The sequence below is a fragment of the Dactylosporangium thailandense genome, from assembly GCF_059739745.1.
Genome location: NZ_AP029195.1, coordinates 332396 through 357828, shown reverse-complemented (window position 1 = coordinate 357828; position 25433 = coordinate 332396). Strand labels below are relative to the sequence as shown.

Annotated in this window: 19 protein-coding genes; 6 read left to right on the top strand and 13 right to left on the bottom strand. The window is 73.7% G+C overall.

Annotated elements, in window-relative coordinates; genetic code table 11:
• Positions 1–15: 15 nt before the first annotated feature.
• On the top strand, positions 16–693 hold the full coding sequence (locus tag AC6JBM_RS01490) for an alpha/beta fold hydrolase (RefSeq protein ID WP_497981801.1): 678 nt from the start codon (positions 16–18) through the stop codon (positions 691–693).
• A 4-nt stretch (positions 694–697) separates the two neighbouring features.
• Here AC6JBM_RS01490 and AC6JBM_RS01485 read toward each other — a convergent pair whose 3' ends face one another.
• Genes AC6JBM_RS01485 through AC6JBM_RS01475 form a run of 3 tightly spaced genes read right to left on the bottom strand, consistent with a single transcriptional unit; the run spans position 698 to position 3401 of the window.
• Positions 698–1333 carry a response regulator gene (locus AC6JBM_RS01485; RefSeq protein ID WP_497981800.1) on the bottom strand — a complete coding sequence of 212 codons (636 nt, stop codon included), beginning with the start codon at positions 1331–1333 and terminating at the stop codon, positions 698–700.
• Positions 1330–2490: a sensor histidine kinase gene (locus AC6JBM_RS01480; RefSeq protein WP_497981799.1), complete on the bottom strand. Its 1161-nt coding sequence runs from the start codon at positions 2488–2490 to the stop codon at positions 1330–1332. Before AC6JBM_RS01480 ends, AC6JBM_RS01485 begins: the two co-directional genes overlap by 4 nt.
• A gap of 5 nt (positions 2491–2495) precedes the next feature.
• Positions 2496–3401, bottom strand: coding sequence for a hypothetical protein (locus AC6JBM_RS01475; RefSeq protein WP_497981798.1), 906 nt, complete (start codon positions 3399–3401; stop codon positions 2496–2498).
• A 192-nt stretch (positions 3402–3593) separates the two neighbouring features.
• Between AC6JBM_RS01475 and AC6JBM_RS01470 the strand changes: the two genes are divergently transcribed.
• Positions 3594–4649, top strand: coding sequence for a cellulose binding domain-containing protein (locus tag AC6JBM_RS01470; protein ID WP_497981797.1), 1056 nt, complete (start codon positions 3594–3596; stop codon positions 4647–4649).
• On the opposite strand, the gene AC6JBM_RS01465 is transcribed toward AC6JBM_RS01470, so the two are convergent.
• The 4 genes from AC6JBM_RS01465 to AC6JBM_RS01450 form a co-directional block, all read right to left on the bottom strand.
• On the bottom strand, positions 4646–7300 hold the full coding sequence (locus tag AC6JBM_RS01465; RefSeq protein ID WP_497981796.1) for a putative bifunctional diguanylate cyclase/phosphodiesterase: 2655 nt from the start codon (positions 7298–7300) through the stop codon (positions 4646–4648). The genes AC6JBM_RS01470 and AC6JBM_RS01465 overlap by 4 nt on opposite strands.
• 99 nt (positions 7301–7399) lie before the next feature.
• Positions 7400–8359, bottom strand: coding sequence for a carbohydrate ABC transporter permease (locus AC6JBM_RS01460; protein WP_497981795.1), 960 nt, complete (start codon positions 8357–8359; stop codon positions 7400–7402).
• A gap of 19 nt (positions 8360–8378) precedes the next feature.
• Positions 8379–9380: a carbohydrate ABC transporter permease gene (locus AC6JBM_RS01455; RefSeq protein ID WP_497981794.1), complete on the bottom strand. Its 1002-nt coding sequence runs from the start codon at positions 9378–9380 to the stop codon at positions 8379–8381.
• A complete protein-coding gene (locus AC6JBM_RS01450; protein WP_497981793.1) occupies positions 9377–10624 on the bottom strand; it encodes an ABC transporter substrate-binding protein in 1248 nt (415 codons plus the stop codon). Before AC6JBM_RS01450 ends, AC6JBM_RS01455 begins: the two co-directional genes overlap by 4 nt.
• 323 nt (positions 10625–10947) lie before the next feature.
• Between AC6JBM_RS01450 and AC6JBM_RS01445 the strand changes: the two genes are divergently transcribed.
• Positions 10948–11250: an STAS domain-containing protein gene (locus AC6JBM_RS01445; protein WP_497981792.1), complete on the top strand. Its 303-nt coding sequence runs from the start codon at positions 10948–10950 to the stop codon at positions 11248–11250.
• A 27-nt stretch (positions 11251–11277) separates the two neighbouring features.
• On the opposite strand, the gene AC6JBM_RS01440 is transcribed toward AC6JBM_RS01445, so the two are convergent.
• The 3 genes from AC6JBM_RS01440 to AC6JBM_RS01430 all read right to left on the bottom strand — a co-directional run bounded on the left by AC6JBM_RS01440 (position 11278) and on the right by AC6JBM_RS01430 (position 14837).
• The gene (locus AC6JBM_RS01440) at positions 11278–13575 is read right to left on the bottom strand and encodes an ABC transporter permease (RefSeq protein WP_497981791.1); all 2298 of its coding nucleotides are present in this window, start codon (positions 13573–13575) and stop codon (positions 11278–11280) included.
• Positions 13569–14297, bottom strand: coding sequence for an ABC transporter ATP-binding protein (locus tag AC6JBM_RS01435; protein ID WP_497981790.1), 729 nt, complete (start codon positions 14295–14297; stop codon positions 13569–13571). Before AC6JBM_RS01435 ends, AC6JBM_RS01440 begins: the two co-directional genes overlap by 7 nt.
• Before the next feature lie 108 nt (positions 14298–14405).
• On the bottom strand, positions 14406–14837 hold the full coding sequence (locus AC6JBM_RS01430; RefSeq protein WP_497981789.1) for a hypothetical protein: 432 nt from the start codon (positions 14835–14837) through the stop codon (positions 14406–14408).
• Between the two features lie 34 nt (positions 14838–14871).
• On the opposite strand from AC6JBM_RS01430, the gene AC6JBM_RS01425 reads away from it, so the two are divergent.
• Positions 14872–15297 (top strand): DUF2716 domain-containing protein, encoded by a 426-nt coding sequence (locus AC6JBM_RS01425; protein ID WP_497986396.1) that lies wholly within the window; start codon positions 14872–14874, stop codon positions 15295–15297.
• Between the two features lie 9 nt (positions 15298–15306).
• Here the strand turns inward: AC6JBM_RS01425 and AC6JBM_RS01420 are convergent, their stop codons facing one another.
• Positions 15307–16485 (bottom strand): hypothetical protein, encoded by a 1179-nt coding sequence (locus AC6JBM_RS01420; protein ID WP_497981788.1) that lies wholly within the window; start codon positions 16483–16485, stop codon positions 15307–15309.
• A gap of 111 nt (positions 16486–16596) precedes the next feature.
• Here AC6JBM_RS01420 and AC6JBM_RS01415 point away from each other — a divergent pair, with 111 nt between their 5' ends.
• Positions 16597–17358 carry an SDR family NAD(P)-dependent oxidoreductase gene (locus AC6JBM_RS01415; RefSeq protein WP_497981787.1) on the top strand — a complete coding sequence of 254 codons (762 nt, stop codon included), beginning with the start codon at positions 16597–16599 and terminating at the stop codon, positions 17356–17358.
• Positions 17359–17555: 197 nt separating this feature from the next.
• Positions 17556–20501 carry a carbohydrate binding domain-containing protein gene (locus AC6JBM_RS01410; protein ID WP_497981786.1) on the top strand — a complete coding sequence of 982 codons (2946 nt, stop codon included), beginning with the start codon at positions 17556–17558 and terminating at the stop codon, positions 20499–20501.
• Between the two features lie 44 nt (positions 20502–20545).
• Here AC6JBM_RS01410 and AC6JBM_RS01405 read toward each other — a convergent pair whose 3' ends face one another.
• Together AC6JBM_RS01405 and AC6JBM_RS01400 are read right to left on the bottom strand one after the other, a co-directional pair.
• Positions 20546–21754, bottom strand: a complete 1209-nt coding sequence (locus tag AC6JBM_RS01405; protein ID WP_497981785.1) for a PQQ-dependent sugar dehydrogenase — start codon at positions 21752–21754, stop codon at positions 20546–20548.
• 1 nt (position 21755) lies between these two features.
• Positions 21756–25400, bottom strand: a complete 3645-nt coding sequence (locus tag AC6JBM_RS01400; RefSeq protein WP_497981784.1) for a choice-of-anchor D domain-containing protein — start codon at positions 25398–25400, stop codon at positions 21756–21758.
• Positions 25401–25433 lie beyond the last annotated feature (33 nt).

The window sequence follows — 25433 nt, the reverse complement described above, 5'->3', positions numbered from 1 at the left end:
CGTAGCGTCGGCGGCATGACGAACTTCGTACTGGTTCCCGGCATGTGGCTCGGCGCGTGGGCGTGGGACGAGGTCGCGGAGCCCCTGCGCGCGGCCGGGCACGACGTGACCGCGGTGACGCTGGGCGGGCTGGCCGAGCGCGCGGGCGAGCCGGCGACCCTCGAGTCGCACATCGAGGACGTCGTCGCGGCGGCCGGCGACGCCCCGGCGGTCGTGCTCGTCGGGCACAGCTACGGCGGCCTGCCGGTGCGCGGCGCGGTCGAGCGGCTCGGAAGCCGGGTGACGCGGGTCGCGTACGTCGACAGCGGGCCGGTCCCGGACGGCACCGCGCAGGCCGACTTCTCCGCGGGCGTGCCCGATGCCGACGTGCCGCCGCCCTCGTTCGACCCGGCCGACGACCCGGTGCTGTTCGCGGGGCTGGAGGGCCGGGCCGCACAGATCCGCGGGCGGTGCACGCCGCACCCCTGCGCCACCGTCGCCGGGAAGCTGCGCCTCCGCCACCCGCAGCAGCCCCCGACCGACCTGGTCGTGAGCACCTTCACGCGCGCGAACGTGGAGCGGATGATCGCGGACGGCCACCCGTTCTTCGCCGGCCTCGACCGGCGCGACTACCGGGTACGCGAGCTGCCGACCGGGCACTGGCCGATGTTCAGCCGCCCGGCGGACCTCGCCGCGGTCCTCGGCGGCGTCTGAGCCGTCACCGGCCGGCCGCGTAGACCGCCAGCTGCACCCGGTTGGCGCTCCCGGTCTTGGTCATCAGGTTCGCGACGTGCGTCTTCACCGTGGTCACGCCGAGCCCCAGTCGGGCCGCGACCTCCGGGTTGGACAGGCCCGCGCCGACGAGCGCGAGCACCTCGACCTCGCGGGCGGTCAGGTTCGGCGCCGGCGCGGCCGGGGCGGCGGGCGCCCGCTCGGCGAGCACCGCCCGGGCGACCAGGCGCCGCAGCACGGCCGGGGTGAACGGGCTGTCACCGGCCGCGGCCCGCCGGACGCCGTCGAGCAGCTCCTGCGGCGTCGCGTCCTTGACGAGGAACCCGCACGCGCCGGCGGCGAGGGCCGGGTAGAGGTGGTCGTCGTCGTCGAACGTGGTGAGCACCACGATGCGGACCGAGGGCCGCGCGGCGAGGATGCGCGCGGTCGCGATGGTGCCGTCGACCCCGGGCATGCGCAGGTCCATGAGCACGACGTCGGGGCGCAGCTGCTCGGCGAGCCGGACCGCGGCGGCGCCGTCGGCGGCCTCCCCCACCACGTCGAGGTCGTCCACGGACTCGCACAGCATGCGCAGCCCGGCGCGGACCAGCCGCTGGTCGTCGACGAGCAGCACCCGGATCACGTCGTCTCCTTCGCCGGTACCCACGCGGAAAGCCGCCACCCGTCCCCCTCCGGCCCCGCCGACAGCTCGCCGCCGAGCACCTCGACCCGCTCCCGGAGCCCGGCCAGCCCGACGCCGCCGGCCCCGGCACCGTCCCGCCCGGCGCCGCTTTCCCGCCCGGCGCCGCCGCCCCCGTGGGAGCGCAGGTCGAACGCGAGGCGGTCGCCGCTCAGCCGGATCGTCAGCGCCGCGAGCGCGCCCGGCCCCGCGTGCCGGGCGGCGTTCGCGAGGCCCTCCTGGGTCAGCCGCAGCACCGCGAGCGCGGTGCGGGCGTCGAGGCGGGTCACGTCCGGGTCGATGCCGGCCTCGACGGTGAGCCCGACCTGCCGCCCCCGGTCCACGGCGGCGTCGAGCGCGACGGGCAGCGCGGCCGGCTCGACCAGGGCCGCGGTCGGCGCGGTGCCGGGCTCGCGGAGCACGGCGACGAGCCGGCGCAGGTCCGCGAGGGCGCCGGAGCCGGTGGCGTGCACGTCGTCGAGCACCTGGCGCACGCGCGGGTCGCCGAGCGGCAGCACGGTGCGCGCCACCCCGACCCGCAGCACGATCGAGGCGACGTGGTGCGCGACGAGGTCGTGCAGCTCGCGGGCGATCGCCGTGCGCTCGTCGGCGCGCACCCGGTCCAGCTCCGCGGCGGCCCGGGCCGCGGCCTGCCCGTTGAGGTCGGCGAGGGCGCGCGCGTACAGCCCGATCAGCACCGGCGCCCCGGTCACCGCCAGCCCGGCGAAGACCACGTTCGCCGGGCCGGTCACCAGCTCGTCCAGGTCCGAGACGAGCGAACCGGCCAGGCCCAGGGCGAGGCCGAGCGGCACCTGGCGGCCGCGGCGCCGGGCGGCCAGCTCGAACAGGGCCCACGCGGTGCCGACCGCGGGCACGGTGTCGTCGTGGGCGCCCGCGAACCAGCCGGCGCCGGAGACCAGGGCCAGGGCCGCGACCGTGGCGAGCGGCCAGCGCACGCTCAGAAACCCGAGCGCCAGCGCCAGGACCGCGACCGTCCGGTCCACTGTGGACATGGCGCGCCCGTCGGCGGCCACCGTGAGGTAGCCGGCCCCGGCCAGCGTCACGAGCGCGAGCCGCAGGACGGTCGACCGCTCCGCGAACAGCCGCTCGACCCAGCCCATGCCGCTCACCTTAGTGCCGCGGCCGCGCCCGCCGCGGTGGCCGCGACGAGCACGGCCAGCGCGGTGAGGGTCGCCGCGTCCGGCGCGAGCAGCGGCTGCCCGCGCAGGGCCTGCCAGGTGACGAGCGCGAGCAGGCCCGCGTAGGCGCCGGCGAGGACGACGGTCAGGCGGGTGCGGCGGGCCGGGTCGGCGACCAGGCGGCCGAGCAGCATCGCGACGAGCAGCATGGCCTGCAGCGCGTGGATACCGACGAAGTGCCCGACGCGCAGGTCGCCGCCGGTCGTGCTCCAGCCGAGCAGCGGCAGGCCGGGGCCGCCGTCGGGGACGCCGACGGCGTGGGCGCCCAGCAGGGTGTCGGCGCCGCGCGCGTCGGCGTCCAGCTGGGCCCGCGTCGGCACCAGCATCAGCAGCCCCTGCGGCATCCCGAGCAGCAGCAGGACGAGGCCGAGCCGCCCGGCCCAGGCCACGGCCCGGTCGGCGGGCGGGTCGCGCCAGAGCAGGATCGCGATGAGCAGCGTGCCCAGCCACAGCACCAGGATGATCGCGCCCATGCCGCTCCACAGCAGGCCGTCCAGCGGGGTCGTGCTGTTGAAGTGGCTGGACCGGCCCCGGGCCGCCTGCCCGGCGATGATCCCGACCTCCAGCACCGACATCGCGGCGACGACCGCGGCCGCGATCCGGGCGGCGCGGCGGCCGCGGACGAGCCGGTCGAGCAGCCAGGCGAGGGTCAGGGCGTAGACGACGAAGGAGACGGCGAACTTCGCGGGCTTGAGCCAGACGGGCTGGCCGAGCAGGGTCCGGTCGTCGAGGGCGAGACCGGCGAGGCAGACGGCGAGCAGCAGGGTCATGAGTGCGGCGAGCGCGGTGAGGGCCCGGCTGCCGCGCCAGGCCTCGCGCAGGATCGTGGTCATGGCGCCGACGATCCCGGAGCCGGCCGCGGCGCGACTCCTGCCGCCGGCCCCACGGCCTCCTGCCGCAGGAGGAGGAGCCGTGTAAGGTTCACCGCCCTCGCGCTGGTCCCCGCACCGCCGGCGACACAGCCATTGAGCTGTATCGAAGCGCTTGCTTCAATCCGCGGCATGCGATGGCGTTTGGTGTCTACGGTGACGGCGGTCCTGGCCCTGCTGGCCGCGTCGGTCGCGCTGGCGTGGCCGAGCTCGGCCGCGCCAGTGGCAGTCCAGCCGGTGCGGATCATGCCGCTGGGCGACTCGATCACGGGCTCGCCGGGCTGCTGGCGGGCGCTGCTGTGGCAGCAGCTGCAGGCGAACGGCTACACGAACATCGACTTCGTCGGCACGCAGGCGCCGCAGGGGTGCTCGGTGCCGTACGACGGCGACGGCGAGGGCCACGGCGGCGCCCTCGTGACCGCGGTCGCCGACCAGAACCAGCTCGTCGGGTGGCTCGACGCGACCCACCCGGACGTGGTCCTCATGCACTTCGGGACCAACGACGTGTGGAGCAACCGCAGCACCGACACGATCCTCGCGGCGTACTCGAAGCTCGTCGACCAGATGCGCGCCTCCAACCCGTCGATGCGCGTCCTCGTCGCGCAGATCATCCCGATGAACCCGTCGACGTGCCCGGAGTGCGCGCAGCGGGTGGTGGCGCTCAACGCGGCGATCCCGGGCTGGGCGGCCGGCAAGACCACGGCGGCCTCGCCGATCACGGTGGTCGACCAGTGGACCGGCTTCAACACCGCGACCGACACCGGCGACGGCGTGCACCCGAACGACGCCGGCAACCAGAAGATGGCCGCCCGCTGGTATCCGGCGCTCGCCAAGGTCCTGACCGGCGGCGTCCCCACGAGTCCGTCTCCGAGCAGGAGCCAGAGCGCCTCCCCGAGTCCGAGCGCCCCGGCCGGCACCACCTGCACCGCCACCTACAAGGTCACCAACCAGTGGCCCGGCGGGTTCCAGGGCGAGGTCACGGTGAAGAACGCCGGCACCGCGGCGATCAAGGGCTGGACGACCCGGTTCACATTCGGCTCCGGCGAGACGATCAGCCAGGCCTGGAACGCGACCGTCACCCAGTCCGGCGCAATGGTCACCGCGGCCAACGCGAGCTGGAACGGCGCCCTGGCCCCGAGCGCGACGGCGACCTTCGGCTTCACCGGCAACGGCACCAGCGGCACCCCGGCCGTGACCTGCACCGCCGCTTAGGACGCGGCGAGCGCGAAGGAGCCCCGGGCCAGCAGCTCCCCGAACTCCCGCTCCGGCACCGGGCGGGAGAAGTGGAAGCCCTGGCCGATCGGGCAGCCCAGGCGTGCGAGCTCGCGCGCCTGGGCCGCGTCCTCGATGCCCTCGGCGACGACCTGCAGGTCCAGCGCCTGGGCGAGGTCGAGGATGGCGCGGGCCAGGGCCGAGTGCTCGGGCCCGCGCGCCACGCCGTCGACGAACGGCTTCGGGATCTTCAGGATGTCGATCGGGAACGCGTGGAGCCGGGACAGCGAGGAGTACCCGGTGCCGAAGTCGTCGACCGCGAGCCGCACCCCGAGCGCCTTGAGCTCGGCCAGGCGGCTCGCGGCCACGTCGGCGTCCTCGCTCAGCAGCGACTCGGTGATCTCCAGCGTGAGCTGCTCCGGCTCGAGGCCGCTGTGCAGGAGGGTCTGCTGGACGTAGAGGGTCACCGCGGGGTCCTGCACCTGGCGGGGTGAGAGGTTCACGCTGATCTTCGGGCGGGCGCCGCCGGCCGGCCAGGCGGCGGCGGTGCGGCAGGCGGTGCCGAGCACCTCGTAGCCGAGCGGCAGGATGAGCCCGGTCTCCTCGGCCAGCGGGATGAACCGGTCCGGCGGGATGAAGCGGTCCGGCGGGATGAACCGGTCCGGCGGGATGAGCCCCTTGCGCGGGTGCGGCCAGCGCACCAGGGCCTCGGCGCCGATGATCGAGCCGTCGCGGAGGTCGACGAACGGCTGGTAGTACACCAGCAGCTCGTGTCGCTCGATGGCCCCGCGCAGGTCCTCGGCGAGGTCGAGGCGCTCCAGGAGCCCGGCCTGCATGCTCGGGGCGTAGTACGCGAAGCGGTTGCGGCCCTGGCGCTTGGCCATGTGCATGGCGACGTCGGCGTTGCGCAGCAGCTCGTCGGCGTCCGGCGGGCGGTCCGGGTCGGGCAGGGCGATGCCGACGCTGGCCTGGGGCTGGATCTCGCGGCCGCCGACGCTGATCGGGCGGCGCATCGCGCTCAGCACGCGCTCGGCGACCCGGGCGGCCTCGGCGGCGTCGTCGAGGTGCTCGAGCAGCATCGCGAACTCGTCGCCGCCGAGCCGGGCCGCGGTGTCCGCCGAGCGCAGGCACGAGCGCAGCCGGTCCGCCGTCGTGCGCAGCAGCGCGTCGCCGGCCGCGCGGCCGAGCGAGTCGTTGATCGTCTTGAAGTCGTCGAGGTCCACGATGAGCAGGGCGATGTGGCGGTACGGCGTGCCCCGGCGCTCCAGCGCGTGGTGGATGCGGTCGGCGAGCAGGGCCCGGTTGGCCAGGCCGGTGAGCCCGTCGTGGAACGCCTGGTGGGTGAGCTGCTCCTCCAGGGCCTTGCGCTCGGTGATGTCGCGGGTGGTGAAGAGGTACCCGCTGCCGTCCCCGTCGTCGACCGAGCGCCCGATCGTCTCGGTCAGCACGAAGCCGCCGTCCGCGCGCCGCAGCCGGCACTCGACCGGGCCGACATGCCCGTTCGCGGGGCGGGTCGCGAGCAGCAGCCCCACGCGCTCGCGATCGTCCGGGTGTACCAGCTCGACCAGCGTCCGCCCGAGCACGTCGGCCGGGCGCAGGCCCAGCAGCGACTCGATCGACGGCGTGACGTACTGGATCACCCCGTCCGGCCGGCAGATCGACAACAGGTCGGTGACCTGCTCGGTGAGGCGCTGGAAGCGGCCCTCGGCCCGCTGGCGCTGCACCTCGCGCAGCACGTTGACCACGTCGGCGAGGCGGACCAGGACGAGCACGAACAGCACGCAGGACGCGGTCAGGAACACCGCGAGCTCCCGCGACGCGGCCGCCTTGACGGTGATGACGACCGGGATGAGCAGCGCGGCGACGGCCAGCAGCACGGCCACGCGGCCGCTGGAGAGCCGGGGCGCGGCGGGCGGGAGGCGCTCGTCGACGGTCCGCATCCGCGGGTCGAGCGCGGCGCACCCGACGCACAGGTAGAACCCCATCCAGCCGACGTCGACCCAGGTGCCGGCGTGGAAGTCCCCGCTCAGCGACTGCCAGGTGTAGACGGCGTCGGCCGCGAGCAGGCAGGCGAGGCCGGCGAAGAGCAGCCGGACCGGGGTGGCGCGGGTGGTGCCCCGGGCGCCGCCGAGGCGGGCCATCACGGCGAGCACCAGCACGTCGCCGAACGGGTAGGAGATCGCCACGAGCCGTTCGGGCAGGCTGATCGTGGGGCGGGTGAGGTACGGCTCGATCAGGAACGCCCAGGTGAGCAGCGCGGCGCCGACGGTGACGATGGTGCCGTCGATGAGGGCGGCCCGGTCGCCGCCCGGGCTCTGGCGGCGCACCAGGATCGCGAGGGCGCCGGCCAGGCACGGGTACATCGCCAGGTAGCACACGTCCGCCACGCCCGGCCCGGGCGCGTCCCGGCCCTCGACGAGCTGCGGCCAGTAGAACAGCCAGTCGCCGACGCTGTAGCACGCGAGGCCGGCGGCCGTCAGCCACCACGGCAGCGGGCGGGCGGGCCGGTGCACGGCGATGCCGATCAGCACGGCCACGGCCGACGAGCTCGCGGCGGCGGCCCAGACCAGGGCGCGCAGGGGCGAGTCGGGCGTCACGAAGTACACGACGCCCAGCACCACGCCGACGGCGGCATACGACCGCAGCAGCACTCGACCCCCTCCGGTGGTCCCCGGAGCCCAATCGGCCGTTTCGCGTGCCGCGTTACCCTTTTGCCCGATAAGTCGGCCGCGCCGTGCGGCCCGGTCGGTTCAGCGCTCCTGCAGCGTGCCCGCCAGCAGCCCGCGCATGAAGAACCGCCCGAGCAGCACGTAGATCACCAGCGTCGGCAGGCTCACCAGCAGCGCGCCCGCCATCGCCTGGCCGAACGGCACCGACTGCCCGCCGGCCACGTTGTTCAGCGCGATCGTCACCGGCCACGAGTCACGGCTGGTCATCATCGCGCCGAACATGAAGTCGTTCCACGACGACGTGAACTGCCAGATGACGGCGACGGCGAAGGCGGGCTTGGCCAGCGGTACGGCCAGATCCACCCAGGTCCGCAGCACCCCCGCGCCGTCCAGGCGGGCCGACTCCAGCAGCGCGTCGGGCATCGACACGAAGTGGTTGCGGAAGATCAGGGTCGTGATCGGCAGCCCGTAGATGATGTGGATGAGCATCAGGCCGAGCAGGCCCCCGGTCGCGTCCCCGGACCCGCGCAGCCCGACCGCGGTCATGGTCTGCGACACCGGGATGATCACGGCCTGGTACGGCACGAAGATCCCGAACAGGATCAGCGGGAAGACCACGTTGGACAGCGGGAAGCGGAACTTCGACAGCACGAACCCGTTCGCGCAGCCGAGCAGGGCCGAGATGAGCGAGGCCGGGATCGACAGGGCGAGGGAGTTGCGGAAGCCCGACGACAGCTTGGGCAGCACCGCCGAGAAGTTGTCGAACGACAGGCTGGTCGGCAGCTCCCAGATCCGGGTCACCGACACGTCCGCCGGGTTCTTGAAGCTGGTCACGATGAGCACGTACACCGGCATCAGGAAGAACGCGGCCAGGGCCCACAGGATGACGTAGCGCAGCGTCGTGCGCACCGGCCCCGGGCGCTGCCAGCGCGGGATCGACGACGGGTCGGGGTCCGGCGCGTCGCCCGGCGTCGGCAGCCGGGTGGGCCGGTAGGTCTGGGCCGCGGTGTTCTGCGGCACGGCGGCGGTTGCGCGAACCATCGGTCCGGTCATGGACTGATCACCGCCGTTCCGTGCGAAGGCTGTACCAGACGTAGGGGCCGACCACGATGGCCACCCCGAGGAGCAGGACCGTGGCGATGGTGGCGCCGCGGTCGTAGAACCCGCCGTCGAACGTGGTGAACCACATGTAGAGCGACGGGGTGTCGATGCGCAGGTTGCCCTGGTCGAGCGCGTAGAGCAGGTCGAACGTCTTCAGCGAGATATGGATCATGATGAGCATCGCGCTGAACGTGACCGGGCGCAGGGCCGGGCGCACGACGTGCCAGAAGATCTGCGTCTCGCTGGCGCCGTCCATCCGGGCCGACTCGCGCAGGGTGTCGTTGACGCCGCGCATGCCGGCCAGGAACAGGGCCATCACGTAGCCGGACAGCGCCCACCCGGCCGGCAGCGCGACCGCGGAGATCGCCCACACCGAGTCGGACTTGTGCCAGTCGCTGCGCAGGAACCCGAGGCCGGCGTCGGCGAGCAGCTTGTTGATGCCGGCCGTGTCGTTGCCCGAGCCGTTGTCGAGCAGCCAGCGCCACACGATCGCGGTGGCGATGAACGAGATCGCCATCGGGAACAGGAACACGCCGCGCAGGAAGCCCTCGCCGCGCACGCCCCGGTCCAGCAGCATCGCCATGAAGAACCCGAGCAGCAACGCGGCCGCGACGAACACGACGGTGAAGATGATCAGGTTGCGCATGTCGGCCCGGAAGCGCTCGTCGCGCAGCAGCGCGGCGTAGTTGTCGAAGCCGACGAAGTGGTACCGCGGGGAGAGCCCGCGCCAGTTCGTGAACGACACCCGCACGTTCCAGCCGAGGAACCCGTAGACGAAGACGCCGATGAGGATCAGCGACGGGGAGACCAGCACGAGCCCGGGCAGCCAGCGAGGGCCGTGCTGCTTGCGGGGCCGCCGCTCCTTCATCGCGAAGGCCGGCCGGTCCGGCTCCGAGGAGTGCCGTGCCCGGTGCTGCTGCTGGGGCGGGGGTGCCGGCGCCTGCCGGACGGGGAGGTTCACTGCGTCTCCCGGTACTGCTGCTCGACGGTCCGGGCGAACTTGCCCTGGTCACCGTCCTGGACGAACAGGCCCAGGGCCGAGTCGATCTCCGCGTTGTACGCGTTGTTCGCCACGACGCCGTGGGTCAGCGACCCGACGATGCGGGTATTCGGGTCGCGCCACTGTTGCAGCGCCCAGCCCAGGTAGTCCTTGTAGAGGCCCGCGTCGGCGTCGGTGCGCGCCGGGATCGAGCCCTTGAGCGGGTTGAACAGGTTCTGCCCGTCGGTGGAGCCGCACTCGACCAGCCACCGGCGGGCCAGGTCGGGCCGGCGCGCGCCGGTGGGCAGCGTGAACGTGTCGGACAGGAAGTCGTAGACCCCGGTGCTGCCCGGCGAGGCGACCGCGGCGTAGCCGTCCTGCCACTGCAGGCCCTTGGTCTGCGCCAGGTACGACGAGGACCAGTCGCCCATCACGGCGTACACCGCGGAGCCCGACACCACCCGGTCCAGCTGCGGCTGCCAGTCGCCGGCCGCGGACTTCACGTCGGAGACCGCGAGGATCTTGGCGTACATGTCCAGCGCGGCGGCCACCTCGGGCGCCTGCCAGCTGACCCGCCCCGCCCACAGCCCCTCGTAGGTGTCCGCCCCCAGCTCCCCGAGCAGCACCGTCTCGAGCAGGTGCTTCTGCGTCCACTCGGGCCCGACGGCGAGGGCCACCCGCCCCTTGGCCTTGATGACCTCGGCCTGCTGGAGGAACTCGGCCCAGGTCTTCGGCGGCGCGCCCAGCCCCAGCTCCCGGAGGGTCTTCGGGGTGTACCACATGAGATTGGCCCGGTGGATGTTCACCGGCACCGCGTAGATCCGCCCGTCGATGGTGAGGTTGTCCACGAGCCCCTTCGGGAACACCTTCGCCCAGCCCTGCTGCCGGTACAGGTCCGAGATGTCCTGCACCTTGCCCGAGCGCACGTCGTCGAGCAGTTCGAGCCCGGCGTGGCGCTGGTAGGAGTCCGGCGGGTCGTTGGCCAGCAGCCGGCTGGCGAGGATGGCCTTGGCGTTGGAGCCGGCGCCGCCGGAGACGGCCGCGTTGACGAACCGCACGCCCGCGTTGGCGCCCTCGAAGGACTTGGCCATGGCGGCCAGGCCCTCCTCCTCACCGGGGCCGGTCCACCACGAGTACACCTCGAGCTGATCGTTGCTCGCGCCCCGCACCGCGAACATCGACAGACCGCTGATCAGCGAGACGACCACGATCGCCAGGATCGCCAAGCGCCCCTTCCACACGCCAACCCCTCTTCCACAACCACAGATTGAGGACGCGGCGCGGCGACTCCATCCGGCGGGGCGGCGCACGCATGTCGTCCAGGGACGGTATGCGCGTATACAGCGGTTGCAGATGGAACCTTAAGGCGCTACCGAGCGTCGATCGGACACTTACCCACGCCGAACGGTGGACCTTTTATCACGGCGTAATGAAATTGTTGCAGCCGGTATTTACCAGAGGTTGGTGAAAAATCAACGGTTCACAGACTGGTATGGCATTGGTTACCGTGGCACTCGGTGCAACATTCACCGACACCTCGGAGGCTCGCGTGCCCCACGAGCGTTCAGCGGTCACCCTGCTCCACGATCCGAGTTGCCCAGTAGCCGTCAGCTTCCACGGCGAGATCGACGCGTCGTGGGCGGCCGAGGCCCAGCACAGCCTCGTCGCGGCCCTCGTGCACCACCGCCCCGACCCCATCGTCATCGACCTGCGCGGCGCGACCCGCCTCGACCCGCGCGTGGTCGGCGCCATCCTGGCCACGATCGACGCCGCCGACGACCTGGACGTGCCCGTGCAGGTGCTCCTGGGCGCGGCCGACCCGACCGGAGGCCTGCTGGCCACGCCCGCCTGAGGGCGCCGCGACCGCCCGAGGGCCGGTCTATTCGCGCACCGCCGCCATGCGCGCGGCCGGGGTCCGCAGCGCGAGCGCCGCCGGGACCAGGGCGGCGACCACCGCCACGACCGCGCACACGGCCGCGACGACGAGCACCGGCGTCCACGGCACCACCACGGTCACCGCCGCTCCCCCGGCGCTCAGGTGCGGCACCATCGCCAGCAGGACCCCGCCGGCGAGCGCCCCGGCCAGCGCCAGGCCGGCGACCGTGGACAGCAGGGCCTCGATGCCGACCATGCTGAGGATCTGGCCGGGCGTGGTGCCGGCCAGCCGCAGCACGGCGAGGTCGCGGGAGCGGTCGGCGGTGGCCATGACCAGGGTGTTGGCGATGGCGATGGTGGTGTACAGCAGCGCCATCCCGAGCACCGTGAGCAGGGCGAGGTCGTTCATGCGGCGCTGGCCGGCCTCGAGCCCGGCGAAGTACTCGGCCGGCGTGAGCACCGTGCCCGAGGCGTCCGTGACCGGGCCGGTCAGGGGGCCGGTCAGGTAGACGGCGTCGGCGTGGCCGGGCCCGAGCGACCACGGCAGCAGGACGCTGTCGTCGAGGTCGACGGAGGGCGCGAGGACGCCGGCGACGCGCAGCCGCACCGGGGTCGAGTCGTCGAGCCAGAGGTCCGCGGGGGCGCCCGGGGTCCAGTGCATCGACGCGGCGAGGCCGTGGCCGACGACCACGGTGCCGTCGGCCGGCTCGGCGCTCACCCGCATGACGCTCGCGAGGCCGGGGCCGGCGAAGAGCGCGTCGAACGGCTCGGCGTAGTCGGACTGGTTCACGTACACCACCGAGCGCGCCACCGGCACGCCGCCCGCCGGGACCCGGGCCGGGCTGACGAGCACGCCGGTCGCGCTCAGCCGGGCGGCGCTCGCGTCGGCCTCCGCCCGCCAGATCGTCGCGGTGGCGGACAGGGTCGTGGCGGCGATGCCGGCGGTGACGAGGATGGGGGCGACGGTCGACGCGGTCCGCCGCACCGCGGTCCGGGCGCCGTCGCGCGCGAGGGCGGCGGTCACCCCGGGGATCGGGCGGCCGGCCAGCCAGGCGGCGCCGGGGGCCAGCAGCGGGGCGAACAGGGCGATGCCGGTGATGGCGAGCTGGGCATCGAGCAGCACGAGGGCGATCGCCTCCGGCCCGTCGACCGGGACCCAGATGAGCAGCGCCGCCGTCCCGCCCAGGCAGGCCAGCCCGCACATCCAGCGCCCGGCGGTCATGACGCGCCGCTCGGCGGCGGCCTCCCGCAGCGCCTCGATCGGCCGGACCCGCCCGGCCCGCCGCGCCGCGACCATCGCCCCGGCCAGCGCGACGAGCAGCCCGGCGCCGAACGCGGCCAGCAGCGGCCACCACACGAACCCGGCGGTGAACCCGGGCGGGGCGAAGCCGTTGCGGGCCATCGAGTGCGCGAACACCGGCGCGGCGAGGAGTCCGGCCCCGCACCCGGCGAGCCCGGCGGCGACGCCGACGACGAACGCCTCGCCGAGCACGAGCCGGCGCACCTGCCGCGGCGTGGCCCCGGCCGCCCGCAGCAGCGCGAGCTCCCGGCGGCGCTGGGCCACGGCGAACGCGAATGTGCCAGCGACCACGAACACCGCGACGAGCGCCGCCACGCCCGCCGTGGTGCCCATGAGCGAGGCGGCGAGGGCGAGCAGGTCGCCGTCCGGGTTCGGCTCCGCCTCGGCGCGCGCGTCGCCGGTCAGGACCCGCGGCCCGTCGCCGATCGCGGCCCGCACCTGGGCCGCGGTCATGCCCCGCACCGCGAGCGCGTCGATGCGGCCGCCGCTGAGCTCCTCGGCGGCGCGGTCGGTGAGGTACACGGCCTTCGGCCCGCCGACGATGCCGGCCACCGTGAACGCGCGGCCCGCGATGGTGATCCGGTCGCCCGCGCGCCCGTCGGTGGCCACGACCTCGTCGTCGCGGGCCGGGCCGGCGCCGGCCGGGACGCCGTGCAGCGCCGCGGCCGACCAGGGGTGGGCGTTGCCGGGCAGCCAGCGGTCGGCGATCGCCCCGGGCAGCCGCGCGGCCAGGTCCGCGGGCAGTGATCGGGCGCGGTTCGTCGTCGTGGAGGCGGTGTACTCGTCCTCGGTGCCCGGGTCCACCACGACCGTGATGCTGTTCTGCCCCGCGACCACGACCTCGGCGGTGTCGTACCACGCGGGCGCCCGGCCCCCGCCGACGCTGGAGGCGAGCGTGAGGCCGGTGGTCGCGAGCAGCGTCACGCCGAGCCCGAGCGCGATGAAGACGCCCGCGAAGGAGGTCCAGCGCGCGCGTACCGTCTGCAGCGCGATCCTCAGCATGTCGCCGCCGTCTCGAGGGCGGTCATCCGCTCGGCGACGGCCTGCGGCGTGGGCGCGGCCATCTCGGCGACAACGCGCCCGTCGGCCAGGAAGACGACGCGGTCGGCGTGGGCCGCGGCGACCGGGTCGTGGGTGACCATGACGACCGTCTGGCCCTGGCGCCCGACCGTGCTCCGCAGCAGCCCCAGCACCTCGCGGCCGGTCCGCGAGTCCAGGGCTCCGGTCGGCTCGTCGGCGAAGAGCACGTCGGGCCGCGTGATGACGGCCCGCGCGATGGCGACGCGCTGCTGCTGGCCGCCGGAGAGCTCGGCGGGCCGGTGCCGGGCCCGGTCCTCGAGCCCGACGGCCGCGAGTACCACGAGCACCTCGCGGCGGGACGGCCGGCGGCCGGCCAGGCGCAGCGGCAGGGCCACGTTCTGCTCGGCGGTCAGCGACGAGAGCAGGTTGAAGGCCTGGAACACGAAGCCGATCCGGTCCCGGCGCAGCCGCGTGAGCCCGGTCTCGTTCAGCGTGGACAGGTCGGTTCCGGCGACGCGCACGCGGCCGGCGGTGGGCCGCTCCAGCCCCGCGGCCGCCTGCAGCAGCGTCGACTTGCCGGAGCCGGACGGGCCCATGACGGCCGTGAACGTTGCACGGGCGAACCCCAGCGTCACCGAGTCGAGCGCGACCACGGTGCCGAACCGCTTCCCCACGCCCTCGAGCGCCACGACGTCTTCGGTCATGCGCCCATCACACCGCGCGCGAGGCCGGCGGCTCACGCCCGCGGGCAGGTGTCCTCGCGGTGGGGGCAGCCCCACCCCGGCCGGGCCCTGTCCTGGCTGGGGCAGGGCTCAGCTCGGGACGGGGTAGACCGCCCAGGGCTTGGTCTTCAGGCCGCCCCGCGAGTCGATGCTGGTCTTGAGCCGCTCGCCGGTCTCGTGGGAGATGCCCGGCGACTCGTACGTCGGGACCTCGACCGCGCTCGCGGTGAACTGCTGCTTGTCGGTCCCCTCGTAGTCGATGCGCACGACGGTCGGGCCCTGCGCCGTCTCCAGCAGCAGGAACACGTGGCCGGGCCCGCTGATCGGCGGGGTGCGGCGGCCCAGGTCGATGCAGCTGGTCACCTCGCCGAACGGCGACGAGCGGGCGAACAGGGAGCAGGCCTGCCGCTCCTGGTCGGCCAGGAACGACGAGCGCTGCGGAAAGCTCACGGCGAACGGACCGCCGCCACACACCAGCACTACCGCCGCCGCGGCCGTGACCGCCCACCCGAGTCGATTCATGCCGACATTGTTAGCAGATATCCTGCTGCGTGTGATGCCGTGGGAGGACCTCGGGTTCGACACGTACGACGAACTGTGGGCCCGCGTGCCCGCCGACCCGCGGCCGTCGGTCACGTTCGACCTGGCCGGCTTCTTCACCGCCGAGGTCCAGGCGGAGTTCAACGCGGCCGAGCGGGCGGTCGACAGCCTCGCCCACCTCGCCTTCGTCCGGGTGCTGCCGCCGGGCACGCCGCTGCTCGTGCTCACCTGGGAGCACGCCTCGCACCGCTTCTGGCCGCACCGCCAGACCGAGGCGCCGCCGTGGCTGGTCGTGCCCAACGGCGACCACTACGTCGTCGGCACCGAGGACTTCACCCTGGGCACCCGCGGTCACCCGTGGGAGCAGACCCTCCAGGTGTGGGGTGAGCCCCTCCTCGACGTGCTGGTGCCGATGCTGAGCTGGCTTCCCCGCAAGGCGTGACGCGGCCGCTCAGTACTCGACGTCGCCGGTCGCCTCGAACGGGCCGACGACGATGCCGCGGCGGAAGGTGCCGTCGGCCCCGGTGATCGCCTGGAGCGTGAACTGCTGGAGCACCCGCAGCTGGCGCCCGGCGATCCGGAGGGGCCGGCGCACCTCGTAGAGCGGCGACCACGGGCACTCGTAGTAGCAGCTGCTGCCGTCGCGGGTGTGCAGCGGCACGATGTCGCCGGCCGCGAAGGCGGCGTCGACCTCGCTCTTGAGGGCGAGGGTGGCGGCCGGGTCGGGGTCCTCGCGCCACAGCAGGGCGATCGCCTCCCTCGCCCGGCGGTCCTTCTGCCAGCGCTTGAGCGTGACGGGGTCGGTCAGGCACCACGGGTCGAAGTGGCCGCCGCCGGGCAGGGCCCGCACGTCGGGGCGCCCGGCCGGGCGCAGCGACTCGTAGGAGCCCAGCAGCGACGGCATCGCGGCCAGCTGGCCGACGTGGAACCACAGCTCGAGGGCGGTCTTGAGGTTGTTCTCGATGAGCTCGTGCAGCTGCGCGTTGTGCCGCTCGGTGCGCAGCCCCACGGCGTAGTCGGCGGCCGCGGCGGCCTCGGCGTTGAGCTGCTTGAGCCGGTTCACCGCCGCGCGGTGCTCGCCGGGGACGCCGGCGCGCTCCAGGCCGTAGAGGGCGACGTCGATGTGCTGGCGCAACGGCGGCACGGCGGCGAGCAGCGCGGTGAGGTGCTCCGGCGGGCAGGGCCGGACCTCGGCCCAGTCCGGCAGGCCCGCGGGCAGGGCCAGCTCGGCGGAGATGTCGTAGTCGGGGTTGACCCGGGCCTGCCGCGCCCGCGACACCCAGCCCTCGACCGCCGCCAGCCAGGCCGACACCTGGTCGAAGGTCACCGCGGGCACGTAGCCGACGGTGCCGGGGCGGGCCGCGTAGTCGGCGTCGAGGAACTGCTCGCCGAGGGTCTGCAGCATGTAGCCGTTCCACGCCGCGAGCAGCAGGCTCCCGGTCGCCGGCGGCGCGTTCCACAGCGTCCGCCCGTCGGCGACGAGCTGGTCGCGGGCCCGGTCCGCCTCCATCATCTCGTCGTAGGCGGCCTTGCCCGCGCCGCGCAGGGCCTCCAGCACCACCGCGTCGCGCTCCTTGGCCAGCGAGGCACGCATCTTCGTCAGGAGCGAGGGGCGCATCGGGTCGGCCATGCGACTCAAGGTAGCGGCTCCCTGCCATGCCGACGCATGTCCGGAACCGATGAGTTTGCGGGCCGGACGGGGTTGCACGGGTAGGAGCAGCCGACACGACGGGAGTACGAGATGTTGCTACAGGGGCGCAGCGCGGTCGTCTACGGGGGCGGCGGCCACGTCGGCGGGGCCATGGCCAGGGCGTTCGCGCGCCACGGGGCCACCGTGCACCTGGCCGGGCGGACGCTCGCGACGGTGCGGGCGGTGGCGGACGAGATCACCGCGGCCGGCGGGATTGCCTTCGCCGACGCGGTCGACGCGCTCGACGAGCACGCCGTCGACGAGCACATGGGCCGGGTGACCGAGCGCTGCGGGCGGCTCGACGTGTCCGTGAACGTGATCAGCGACCAGGACGTGCAGGGCGTCGCGATGGCGCGGATGACGGCCGCGGACTACCTGCGGCCGATCGTCACCGCGGTGACGTCGAAGTTCCTGACCGCCCGGGCCGCCGCGCGGGTCATGGTGCCGCGGCGCTCGGGGCTCATCCTGTACTTCGGGGGCACCTTCGACTGGTCGGTGGCCCGGCGCTTCAGCGTGGGCGGGATGGGGGTCACGTTCGACGCGGTCGAGTCGATGCGCAAGCAGCTTGCCTGCGAGCTCGGGCCGAGCGGGGTCCGGGTCGTCACGCTGCGCACCGGCGGGCTGCCCGAGACGATCCCGGCCGGGTTCGAGGGGCGCGACGAGCTCGTCGGATGGCTCACCGGCCAGACGCTCACCGGGCGCACGGCGACGCTCGCGGAGGTCGGCGAGCTCGCCGCGTTCGTGGCGTCGGACCACGCCGGGATGATGACCGGCGCCGAGCTCGACATGAGCGCCGGAACGTCGATCCGATGAGTTGATCATTGAAAGATCTTGCCGACCTTCCAATACATTCGCGCAGCTCAGCCCGCACACACGCCGCTGAGCTGCGCGAATTCCTGCAAGAAGCTTGACAAGGATGAATGTCAGGCCCGAACCTTCCTCCACGCGTTGCAACGCCTTGGCTTTCGTTCGGCCGCCACCGTCCGGATCGCGCAAGGAGTGACCACCCCATGCCCCGTCGCAGACCCGTCCTCATCCTCGTGCTGTGCCTGCTCGCCGCGCTGCTGCCGGCCCGCGCGCTGGCCGCCGCCGGCAACAGCCTGACCGTCTACTACAAGCCGCCGAGCGGCTGGAGCACCGTGAACGTGCACTGGGCGCCCACCGGCGGCGCCTGGACCGCCGTGCCCGGCGTGGCCATGCCGGCCGCGAGCTGCGCCGGCTGGTACACCCGCGTGCTCGACCTCGGCTCCGCCGCCGGGGCCCAGCTGACCTTCAACAACGGCGCCGGCACCTGGGACAACCACTCCGGGGCCAACTACTCGGTCGCCGCCGGGCTGGCCGCGATCAGCAACGGCGCGATCGCGACCACGAACCCGTGCTCCGCCACCCCGCCGTCGTCCTCGCCCCCGGGCGGCAACACGGCCACCGTCTTCTACTCGACCGCCGGCCGGGCCTGGAGCACCGTGAACATCCACTACGCGCCCGACGGCGAGGCGTGGACGGCGGTGCCGGGCGTGGCGATGAGCGAGACCGCGTGCACCGGCTGGGTGAAGAAGACCGTCCAGCTCGGCGCGGCCACCGGCATGCAGGCGGTGTTCAACGACGGCGCCGGGACGTGGGACAACAACAACGGCGCCAACTACCGCATCGCCGCCGGGACGAGCCGGGTCGCGGGCGGCAGCGTCACCGCCGCCGCGACCGACCCGTGCACCGCGGTCCCGCCGGACACCACGGCGCCGACCGCGCCCGCGAACGTCACCGCGACCGTCGACCACGTGACCGTGAGCCTGGCCTGGAGCGCCTCCACCGACGACCGGGGCGTCACCGGCTACCAGATCACCCGCGACCCGGGCGGGACCGTGCTCACCAGCGCGTACCCCGGCTACATCGACGGCGGCCTCGCGGCGCGCACCACGTACACGTACACCGTGCGGGCCGTGGACGCGGCCGGGAACCGCTCGGCCGCGTCCGCCTCCGTCACCGCCACGACCGGCGACGCGCCGCCGCTGCCCGAGGGCGGGGCGATGCTCGGCGGCGACCCGCGCAAGGAGAGCATCTACTTCGTGCTCACCGCGCGCTTCTACGACGGCGACCCGTCCAACGACCGCGGCGGCAGCCAGCACGTGAGCTCCGGCAACGCGGCGAACAACGACCCGATGTTCCGCGGGGACTTCAAGGGGCTCGTCGACAGGCTCGACTACATCAAGGGCCTCGGCTTCTCGGCCGTCTGGATCACCCCGGTGGTGCTGAACCGGTCCGACTACGACTACCACGGGTACCACGGCTGGGACTTCTACCGCGTCGACCCGCGGCTGGAGTCGCCGGGCGCGACCTACCAGGACCTCATCAACGCCGCCCACGCCAAGGGGCTGAAGATCTACCAGGACGTCGTCTACAACCACAGCTCCCGATGGGGCGCCAAGGGCCTGTTCACGCCGACCGTGTGGGGCGCGCGCGACGGGCAGTGGGACTGGATGTACAGCGAGAAGGTCCCGGGCGCCGTCTACGACCCGATGCGGGAGAACGCGCTCGGCCGCGCCTACAACGGGGACCTGTGGTCGACGACCGCCCCGGCCGGCAACACGTGCCCGAACTACGGCCTGCCGAACGGGCAGAAGAGCCCGGAGGGGTACACCATCCACTCCTGCCAGTGGCCCAGCCCGACGGCCTCGATGTTCCCCGCGAACCTCTACCACCAGTGCTGGATCGGCAACTGGGAGGGCGAGGACTCCCGCTCCTGCTGGCTCGCCGACGACCTCGCGGACCTCAACACCGAGAACCCGGTCGTGCAGCAGTACCTCATCAACGCGTACAACACCTACATCGACATGGGCGTGGACGGCTTCCGCGTCGACACCGCCGTGCACATCCCGCGGGTGACGTGGAACCGGCGCTTCCTGCCGGCCCTGCAACAGCACCTGGTGCAGAAGTACGGCGCGGCCAAGGCCCAGGACTTCTACGTCTTCGGCGAGGTGGCCGCGTTCGTCAACGACAAGTGGAACCGCGGCTCGGTGAACCACTCCGCGCAGTTCTTCACCTGGAAGGAGCGCAGGTCCTATGTGGACGACGACGTCCAGGCCGCGCTCGACCAGTACAACTACGAGGAGCAGCTCGGCACCGGCAACCAGCCGGCGTCCACGAACGCGTTCCTGAACGGCAACGCCTACCACGCGCCGGACCACAGCCAGTTCTCCGGCATGAACATCATCGACATGCGGATGCACATGAACTTCGGCGACGCCCCGAACGCGTTCCGCAACGGCATGGACTCGGACGACTCCACCAACGACGCCACCTACAACGCGGTGTACGTGGACTCGCACGACTACGGGCCGAACAAGTCCTCGACGCGGTACGCGGGCGGCACCGACGCGTGGGCCGAGAACATGGCGCTGATGTGGACCTTCCGGGGCGTGCCGGTGCTGTACTACGGCTCGGAGATCGAGTTCCAGGCCGGCAAGCAGATCGACTGCGGCCCGGCCTGTCCCCTGGCCACGACGGGCCGCGCGTACTACGGCGACAAGCTGGCCGGGTCGGTGACGGCCTCGGACTACGGCGTGGTCTCCTCGTCCTCGGGCGCGGTGGCGACCACCCTGGCCCAGCCCCTGGTCAGGCACGTCCAGCGGCTCAACCAGATCCGCCGGGCGATCCCGGCCCTGCAGATGGGGCAGTACTCCACGGCCGGCGTCTCGGGCGGCCAGATGGCGTTCAAGCGGCGGTACACCAGCGGCTCGGTCGACAGCTTCGTGCTCGTGACCATCTCGTCGAGCGCCACCTTCACCGGCATCCCGAACGGCACCTACACCGACGCCGTCACCGGTGACGTCAAGGTGGTGTCCAACGGGACCCTGACGGCGACGGTCGCGGCCAAGGGCGACCTGCGCGCGTACGTGCTGTCCCTGCCGGGCAACCCGGCGCCGGGCAAGGTCGGCTCGGACGGGCCGTACCTGCGCTGAGCGCACCGCGGTGGGCCCGGTTCCCGGAGCGCCGGGCCCACCCCTCAGTGCAGGGTGAGCCGCAGCACCCGGTCGTCGTCCGGCACCGGGCCGCCGGGCCGGCGGCCGTCGCGGTTCGACGTCGTCATCCACACGCTGCCGTCCGGCGCCGTGACCGCCGCGCGCAGGCGCCCGTAGCGCTCGGTCAGCGCCTCCACCGGGCGGCCGGCGACGCCCGAGCCGGTGCGCCACCGCACCGACGCCGTGTCGGAGAAGGAGGAGGCGACGACCGGGGACGGGCCCAGCGGCACGAGGTAGATCCGCTGGCCGCGCAGGCACGTCACGACCGCCGTGGTTCCCGTGATCGCCACGCCCGCGGCCACCCCGACCTCCGGGTGCCAGACCACCACCGGGTCGACGTAGCGCGGGTTGCCCCCGATCCCCTCGACGGCCGGCCAGCCGTAGTCGCCGCCCGGGCGGATGATGTTGAGCTCGTCCCACACGGCCTGGCCGATCTCGGACGAGTACATGACCCCGTTCGCGTCCCAGGCCAGGCCCTCGGGGTTGCGGTGGCCGTAGGACCACACGAGCGAGCGCGGGAACGGGTTGCCCGGCGGGGGCCGGCCGTCGGTGGTCATCCGCAGGATCTTGCCGCCGAGGATGTGGAGGTCCTGGGCCGCCTCGGTGCGGGAGGCCTCGCCGGTGGTCGCGTACAGGTAGCCGTCGGGGCCGAACGCGAGCCGCCCGCCGTCGTGGATGCCGCCCCTCGGGATGCCGGTCACGATCGGCTGCGGGCGGGCACGGCCGTCGAGCTTGAGCCGCGCGATGCGGTTGTCGACCTTCGTCGTGTAGTAGACGTAGACCGTCCGGTCCTTCTTGTACCCGGGCGACACCGCGATGCCCAGCAGCCCGCCCTCGTTGTCCGAGTTCGCCTCGCCGATGCGGGCCACGGGGGTGACCGCGCCGGTGGTCGTCACGTGCAGGATGCGCAGGGTCCGCCGCTCGGTCACCAGCGCGCTGCCGTCGGGCAGGAACGACAGCCCCCACGGGACGTCGAGGTGCCGCGCGATCGTCGAGACGCTCACCCGCCCGTCCGCGCCGCCGGACGGGTCGGCCGCCCCGCGGTGGAAGTCGGTCGGGTTGATCGGCGGCAGCGGCCGCCCCTCGGCCCCCGCCGGCGAGGAGCATCCGGCCAGCACACAGACGGACAGCAAGGCGATCCCGGCTCGGCGCACGGGGCAACCGTGCGCCGGGCCGGGATGAGCCGCCGTCATCCTAGGAGGCGTAGACCTCCAGCTCCGAGAGCTGCCCGGCCGGCCAGCCGGTGTTCCCGGTGACCGTGACGCGCAGGTAGCGCACCCCGGCCGCGGGGAACGTGAGCGTCACCGCGTTGCCGGTGGCCGGGTCGAAGGCGCAGGCCCGGCTCGCGACGAGCACCGCCCCGGTGGTGAAGTCCGTAACCGTCACCGTCTCGGTGCGCGCCGCCCACGCCGTCGCCGGCGGGAGTTTCAGCACCACGCGGCTCACGGCGGTGGTCGCGCCGAGGTCCACCTGCAGCCACTGCGGGAACGCGTTGTTCGCGCTCTCCCAGTAGGTGTCCGCGCTGCCGTCGACGGCGTTGCCGGCCGCGTAGTTCTGCGTGTTCGACGACTGCGTGACCGGCCGGCGCAGGGCCAGGTTGGTGGCGGTCGCGGCCACCCCGGTGCCGCTGAGCGCGACGGTGGCCTCGGCGTTGGCGGCGGTAGTGCGCACGCTCAGCGTCCCCGTCCGGTTCCCGGCCGCGCTGGGGTGGAACGTGACCGTGGCCGTGCAGTTGGCGCCCGGCGCGATGGTGGTGCCGCACGTGGTCGTGACGGTGAAGTCGCCCGACGCCGTCACGGACTGGACCGTCGCCGGGGCGGTGCCGGTGTTGGTGACGGTCACGGTCTGCCAGTCGCTGTTGGTGTTCACGTCGGTGTCCTCGAAGTGCAGCGACGCGGGGCTGAGCGCCAGGGTGGCCGTGCCGCCGCCGGTGCCGTACACCTCGAGGGACGAGAGCTGCCCGGCCGGCCAGCCGGTGTTCGCGGTGATGCTCAGCCGGACATAGCGCGCGGTGACCGCCGGGAACGTGGCGCTCGCGGTGTTGCCCGTGGCCGGGTCGAACAGGTAGTCGGCGGCGCCCGCGGCGGTGCTCCACTGGGTGCCGTCCACGCTGGTCAGCACCGCGACCGTCTGCCGCCGGGCGGCCCAGGCGGACGCCGGCGGCACGCGCATCGTGACCTTGCCGACGCTCGCGGAGGAGCCCAGGTCGACCTGCACCCACTGCGGGAACGCGTTGTTCGCGCTCTCCCAGTAGCTGTTCGCGTCCGCGTCGGTGACGTTGCCGGCCGGGTAGCCGGCCTGCGTCGACAGCGCGGTGGCGGGGCGCCCGGCGGCCAGGTTCGTCGTGCTCGACGGCGGCACGCCGGTGCCGGTGAGCTGGACGAGGACGGCGCCCTGGCCGTCGTCGCCGGTGATGGAGTACACCGCGGACTGCGCGCCCTGGGTGCTCGGCGTGAACGTGACGGTCTGGTGGATGACGTCACCGGGCGAGAGCTGCTGGCCCTCGGAGACCGGCGTCGTGGTGTTGAACGCGCCGACCGGCGGGGCCGCCTTGGTCAGGGTCAGCGTGATGTTGCCCGTGTTGGCGATGTCGAAGGTCTGGGTCGCGGACGTACCGACGACGACCGACCCGAACGCGACCGGGTTCGGCGTGATCGTGAGGTGGGCGGCGCCCGCGACCGCCGTGCCGCTGAGCGGGACCGTGACCGGGCCGGCCGAGCTGGTGACGGTGATCGAGCCGGTGTGGTTGCCGGCCGCCGTCGGGGCGTACTTCACCGAGACCGACACGGACGCCCCGGCCGCGATCGTGGTGCCGTTGGCCGGGAAGCCGGTGGCGCTGAACGGGGCCGCGGGTGCGGTCGAGCCGGTGACCGTGACGGCGCTCGTGCCGGTGTTGGTGATGCTGACGCCGAGGGTCTTGCTGGCGCCGGTCGGCACCGTGCCGAACGACAGCGCCGCCGGGGTGGCGCCGAGGCCGGGCTTGGTGCCGGTGCCGTGCAGGTCCAGCGCGACGGTCCCGGCGTCGGTGGTGAAGGTGAGGCTGCCCGCGGCGCCCCCGGCCGCGGTGGGCGTGAACCGCACCGGCACCGCGAGGGTCTGCCCGGTGGCGAGGCTCACCGGCAGCGCGGGCGCGGTGACGCCGAAGGGCGCGGCGGCGCTCACGGCGGTGATGCGCACGGCCCGGGTCGCGGTCACGGTCACCGTCGCACTGGCGGTGCTGCCGACGGCGACGCTGCCGAAGTCCGTCGGCGGGGCGCTCAGCGCGGCGGTGGTCGGGCGGCCGAAGCCGAAGATGCGGCCGTCGCGGTTGCCCACGTAGACGCGGCCGTTGTCGGTCGCGGGCACGGCGAACTTCGTGGCGGTGCCGATCGGCGCGGAGTACCGCAGGTGCAGCTGGCCGCCGGTGGGCAGGGCGTCGTAGGCGCGCAGCTGACCGCCCGAGCCCGTGGAGCCGTCGCTGTAGACGGCCCAGACGATCGCCGAGCCCGAGGTCGTGCCGGTGGAGGTGACGACCGGGGAGCCGGAGGTGTAGCCGAACGTCGAGGGGCTGGTCGCGGCCGAGGTCAGCACCGGCAGGCCGGAGCCGTTCACGCCGTACTTGAACGCGCGCAGGAAGCCCTGGTTCTCGACCTGGTACACGTAGCCGCCGTCGCCGCCCCAGACCGCCGGGTGGCCCCAGACCCCGTTGTAGGGCCCGGCCGGCGGGACCAGCGAGGCGTCGGTGCCGCCCGGGCCCTGGGCCATGCCGCCGAGGTTGTCGCGGTCGAGGAGGAACACCCGGCCGTCCTTGCCGGTCTGCACCATCAGGCGCGGGTGGGCCGCGGTGCCGAACGAGGCCGGCAGGGCCACCGGGCCGCCGGAGCCGAAGTCGGTGTCGTCCTGGTCGAGCTTGCCGTTGTTGGCCGGGCTGAAGAAGTCCTTGGCGCTCAGCGAGCCGTCGCCGTTGACCTGCAGCCGGATCACCGACTCGGCGAGCGTGCCGGGCGGGCTGGTGCCCGGGCCGGGTGCCGGGGACACCCCGTTGCCGGTGGCCACGAAGATCCGGCCGGACCCGTCGGAGACCAGGCCGCCGCCGGACTGCCAGATGCCGCCCATCCCGGTCGAGCGGCCGGCCTCGGTGGACCACAGCGTCGACATGGCGGGGGTGGCGGTCTTGACGCCGGCGACGTACCCGACGTAGGGCCCGTAGTCGCAGTGGCTCGCGAAGCCGGCGTAGACGACGCCGTCGAGCAGCAGCAGGCCCGGGCGCTGGGCCGCGGTCTTCGGGTTGAAGGTGTTGGCCGGGTCGTTGGTCGGCGAGCCCTGGATCGTCACCGGCCAGCCCGAGCGCTCGGCCCCGGTCGCTGGGTCGATCTTGTGCATGTAGAAGTGCGGGTGGTTGGCGTCCGCGCCGTCGTTGACCTTGGCGGTGAAGAAGACCGAGCTCGTCGCCGGGTCGTAGACCGGGGTGCTCGTGACGCCGATGTTCGGCACCAGGTCGCCGCAGCCGATCGCGGACGCGGGCCAGGCGGGGCCGACGCTGCGGGACCAGACGATCGCGCCGGTCTGGGGGTTGAGGCCGTACACCCAGTTGTTCTCGGTCGCGGCGATCAGGGTGCCCGCGGCGACGATCGGCTGGGCGTAGATCTGGCCGTTGAGGTCGGTGGCGAAGAGCTGGCCGAAGTCGGCGGCGGAGACCGCGGACGGGCCGAGAGCGGCCTCGTTCGGGTCCCAGGCGGTGCGCAGGGTGTCGACGGAGACCGTCGTGACATCGGCGGAGGCGGGCGGGGCGAGCACGGCGGCGGTGCCGAGCGCGAGGAGGGGTGGCAGGAGGGCGGCGGCCAACCGGCGTGCGGCCATGACGGCTCCAGGGAGGGGTGTCGAAGAGCGTCG

Excerpts from the sequence above, each read along its gene's own strand:
- AC6JBM_RS01490 (WP_497981801.1), top strand. The coding sequence starts at position 16 with ATGACGAACTTCGTACTGGTTCCCGGCATGTGGCTCGGCGCGTGGGCG.
- AC6JBM_RS01475 (WP_497981798.1), bottom strand. The coding sequence starts at position 3,401 with ATGACCACGATCCTGCGCGAGGCCTGGCGCGGCAGCCGGGCCCTCACC.
- AC6JBM_RS01460 (WP_497981795.1), bottom strand. The coding sequence starts at position 8,359 with ATGGTTCGCGCAACCGCCGCCGTGCCGCAGAACACCGCGGCCCAGACC.
- AC6JBM_RS01430 (WP_497981789.1), bottom strand. The coding sequence starts at position 14,837 with ATGAATCGACTCGGGTGGGCGGTCACGGCCGCGGCGGCGGTAGTGCTG.
- AC6JBM_RS01415 (WP_497981787.1), top strand. The coding sequence starts at position 16,597 with ATGTTGCTACAGGGGCGCAGCGCGGTCGTCTACGGGGGCGGCGGCCAC.
- AC6JBM_RS01410 (WP_497981786.1), top strand. The coding sequence starts at position 17,556 with ATGCCCCGTCGCAGACCCGTCCTCATCCTCGTGCTGTGCCTGCTCGCC.
- AC6JBM_RS01420 (WP_497981788.1), bottom strand. The coding sequence starts at position 16,485 with ATGGCCGACCCGATGCGCCCCTCGCTCCTGACGAAGATGCGTGCCTCG.
- AC6JBM_RS01405 (WP_497981785.1), bottom strand. The coding sequence starts at position 21,754 with ATGACGGCGGCTCATCCCGGCCCGGCGCACGGTTGCCCCGTGCGCCGA.
- AC6JBM_RS01480 (WP_497981799.1), bottom strand. The coding sequence starts at position 2,490 with ATGGGCTGGGTCGAGCGGCTGTTCGCGGAGCGGTCGACCGTCCTGCGG.
- AC6JBM_RS01425 (WP_497986396.1), top strand. The coding sequence starts at position 14,872 with ATGCCGTGGGAGGACCTCGGGTTCGACACGTACGACGAACTGTGGGCC.
- AC6JBM_RS01440 (WP_497981791.1), bottom strand. The coding sequence starts at position 13,575 with ATGCTGAGGATCGCGCTGCAGACGGTACGCGCGCGCTGGACCTCCTTC.
- AC6JBM_RS01435 (WP_497981790.1), bottom strand. The coding sequence starts at position 14,297 with ATGACCGAAGACGTCGTGGCGCTCGAGGGCGTGGGGAAGCGGTTCGGC.
- AC6JBM_RS01400 (WP_497981784.1), bottom strand. The coding sequence starts at position 25,400 with ATGGCCGCACGCCGGTTGGCCGCCGCCCTCCTGCCACCCCTCCTCGCG.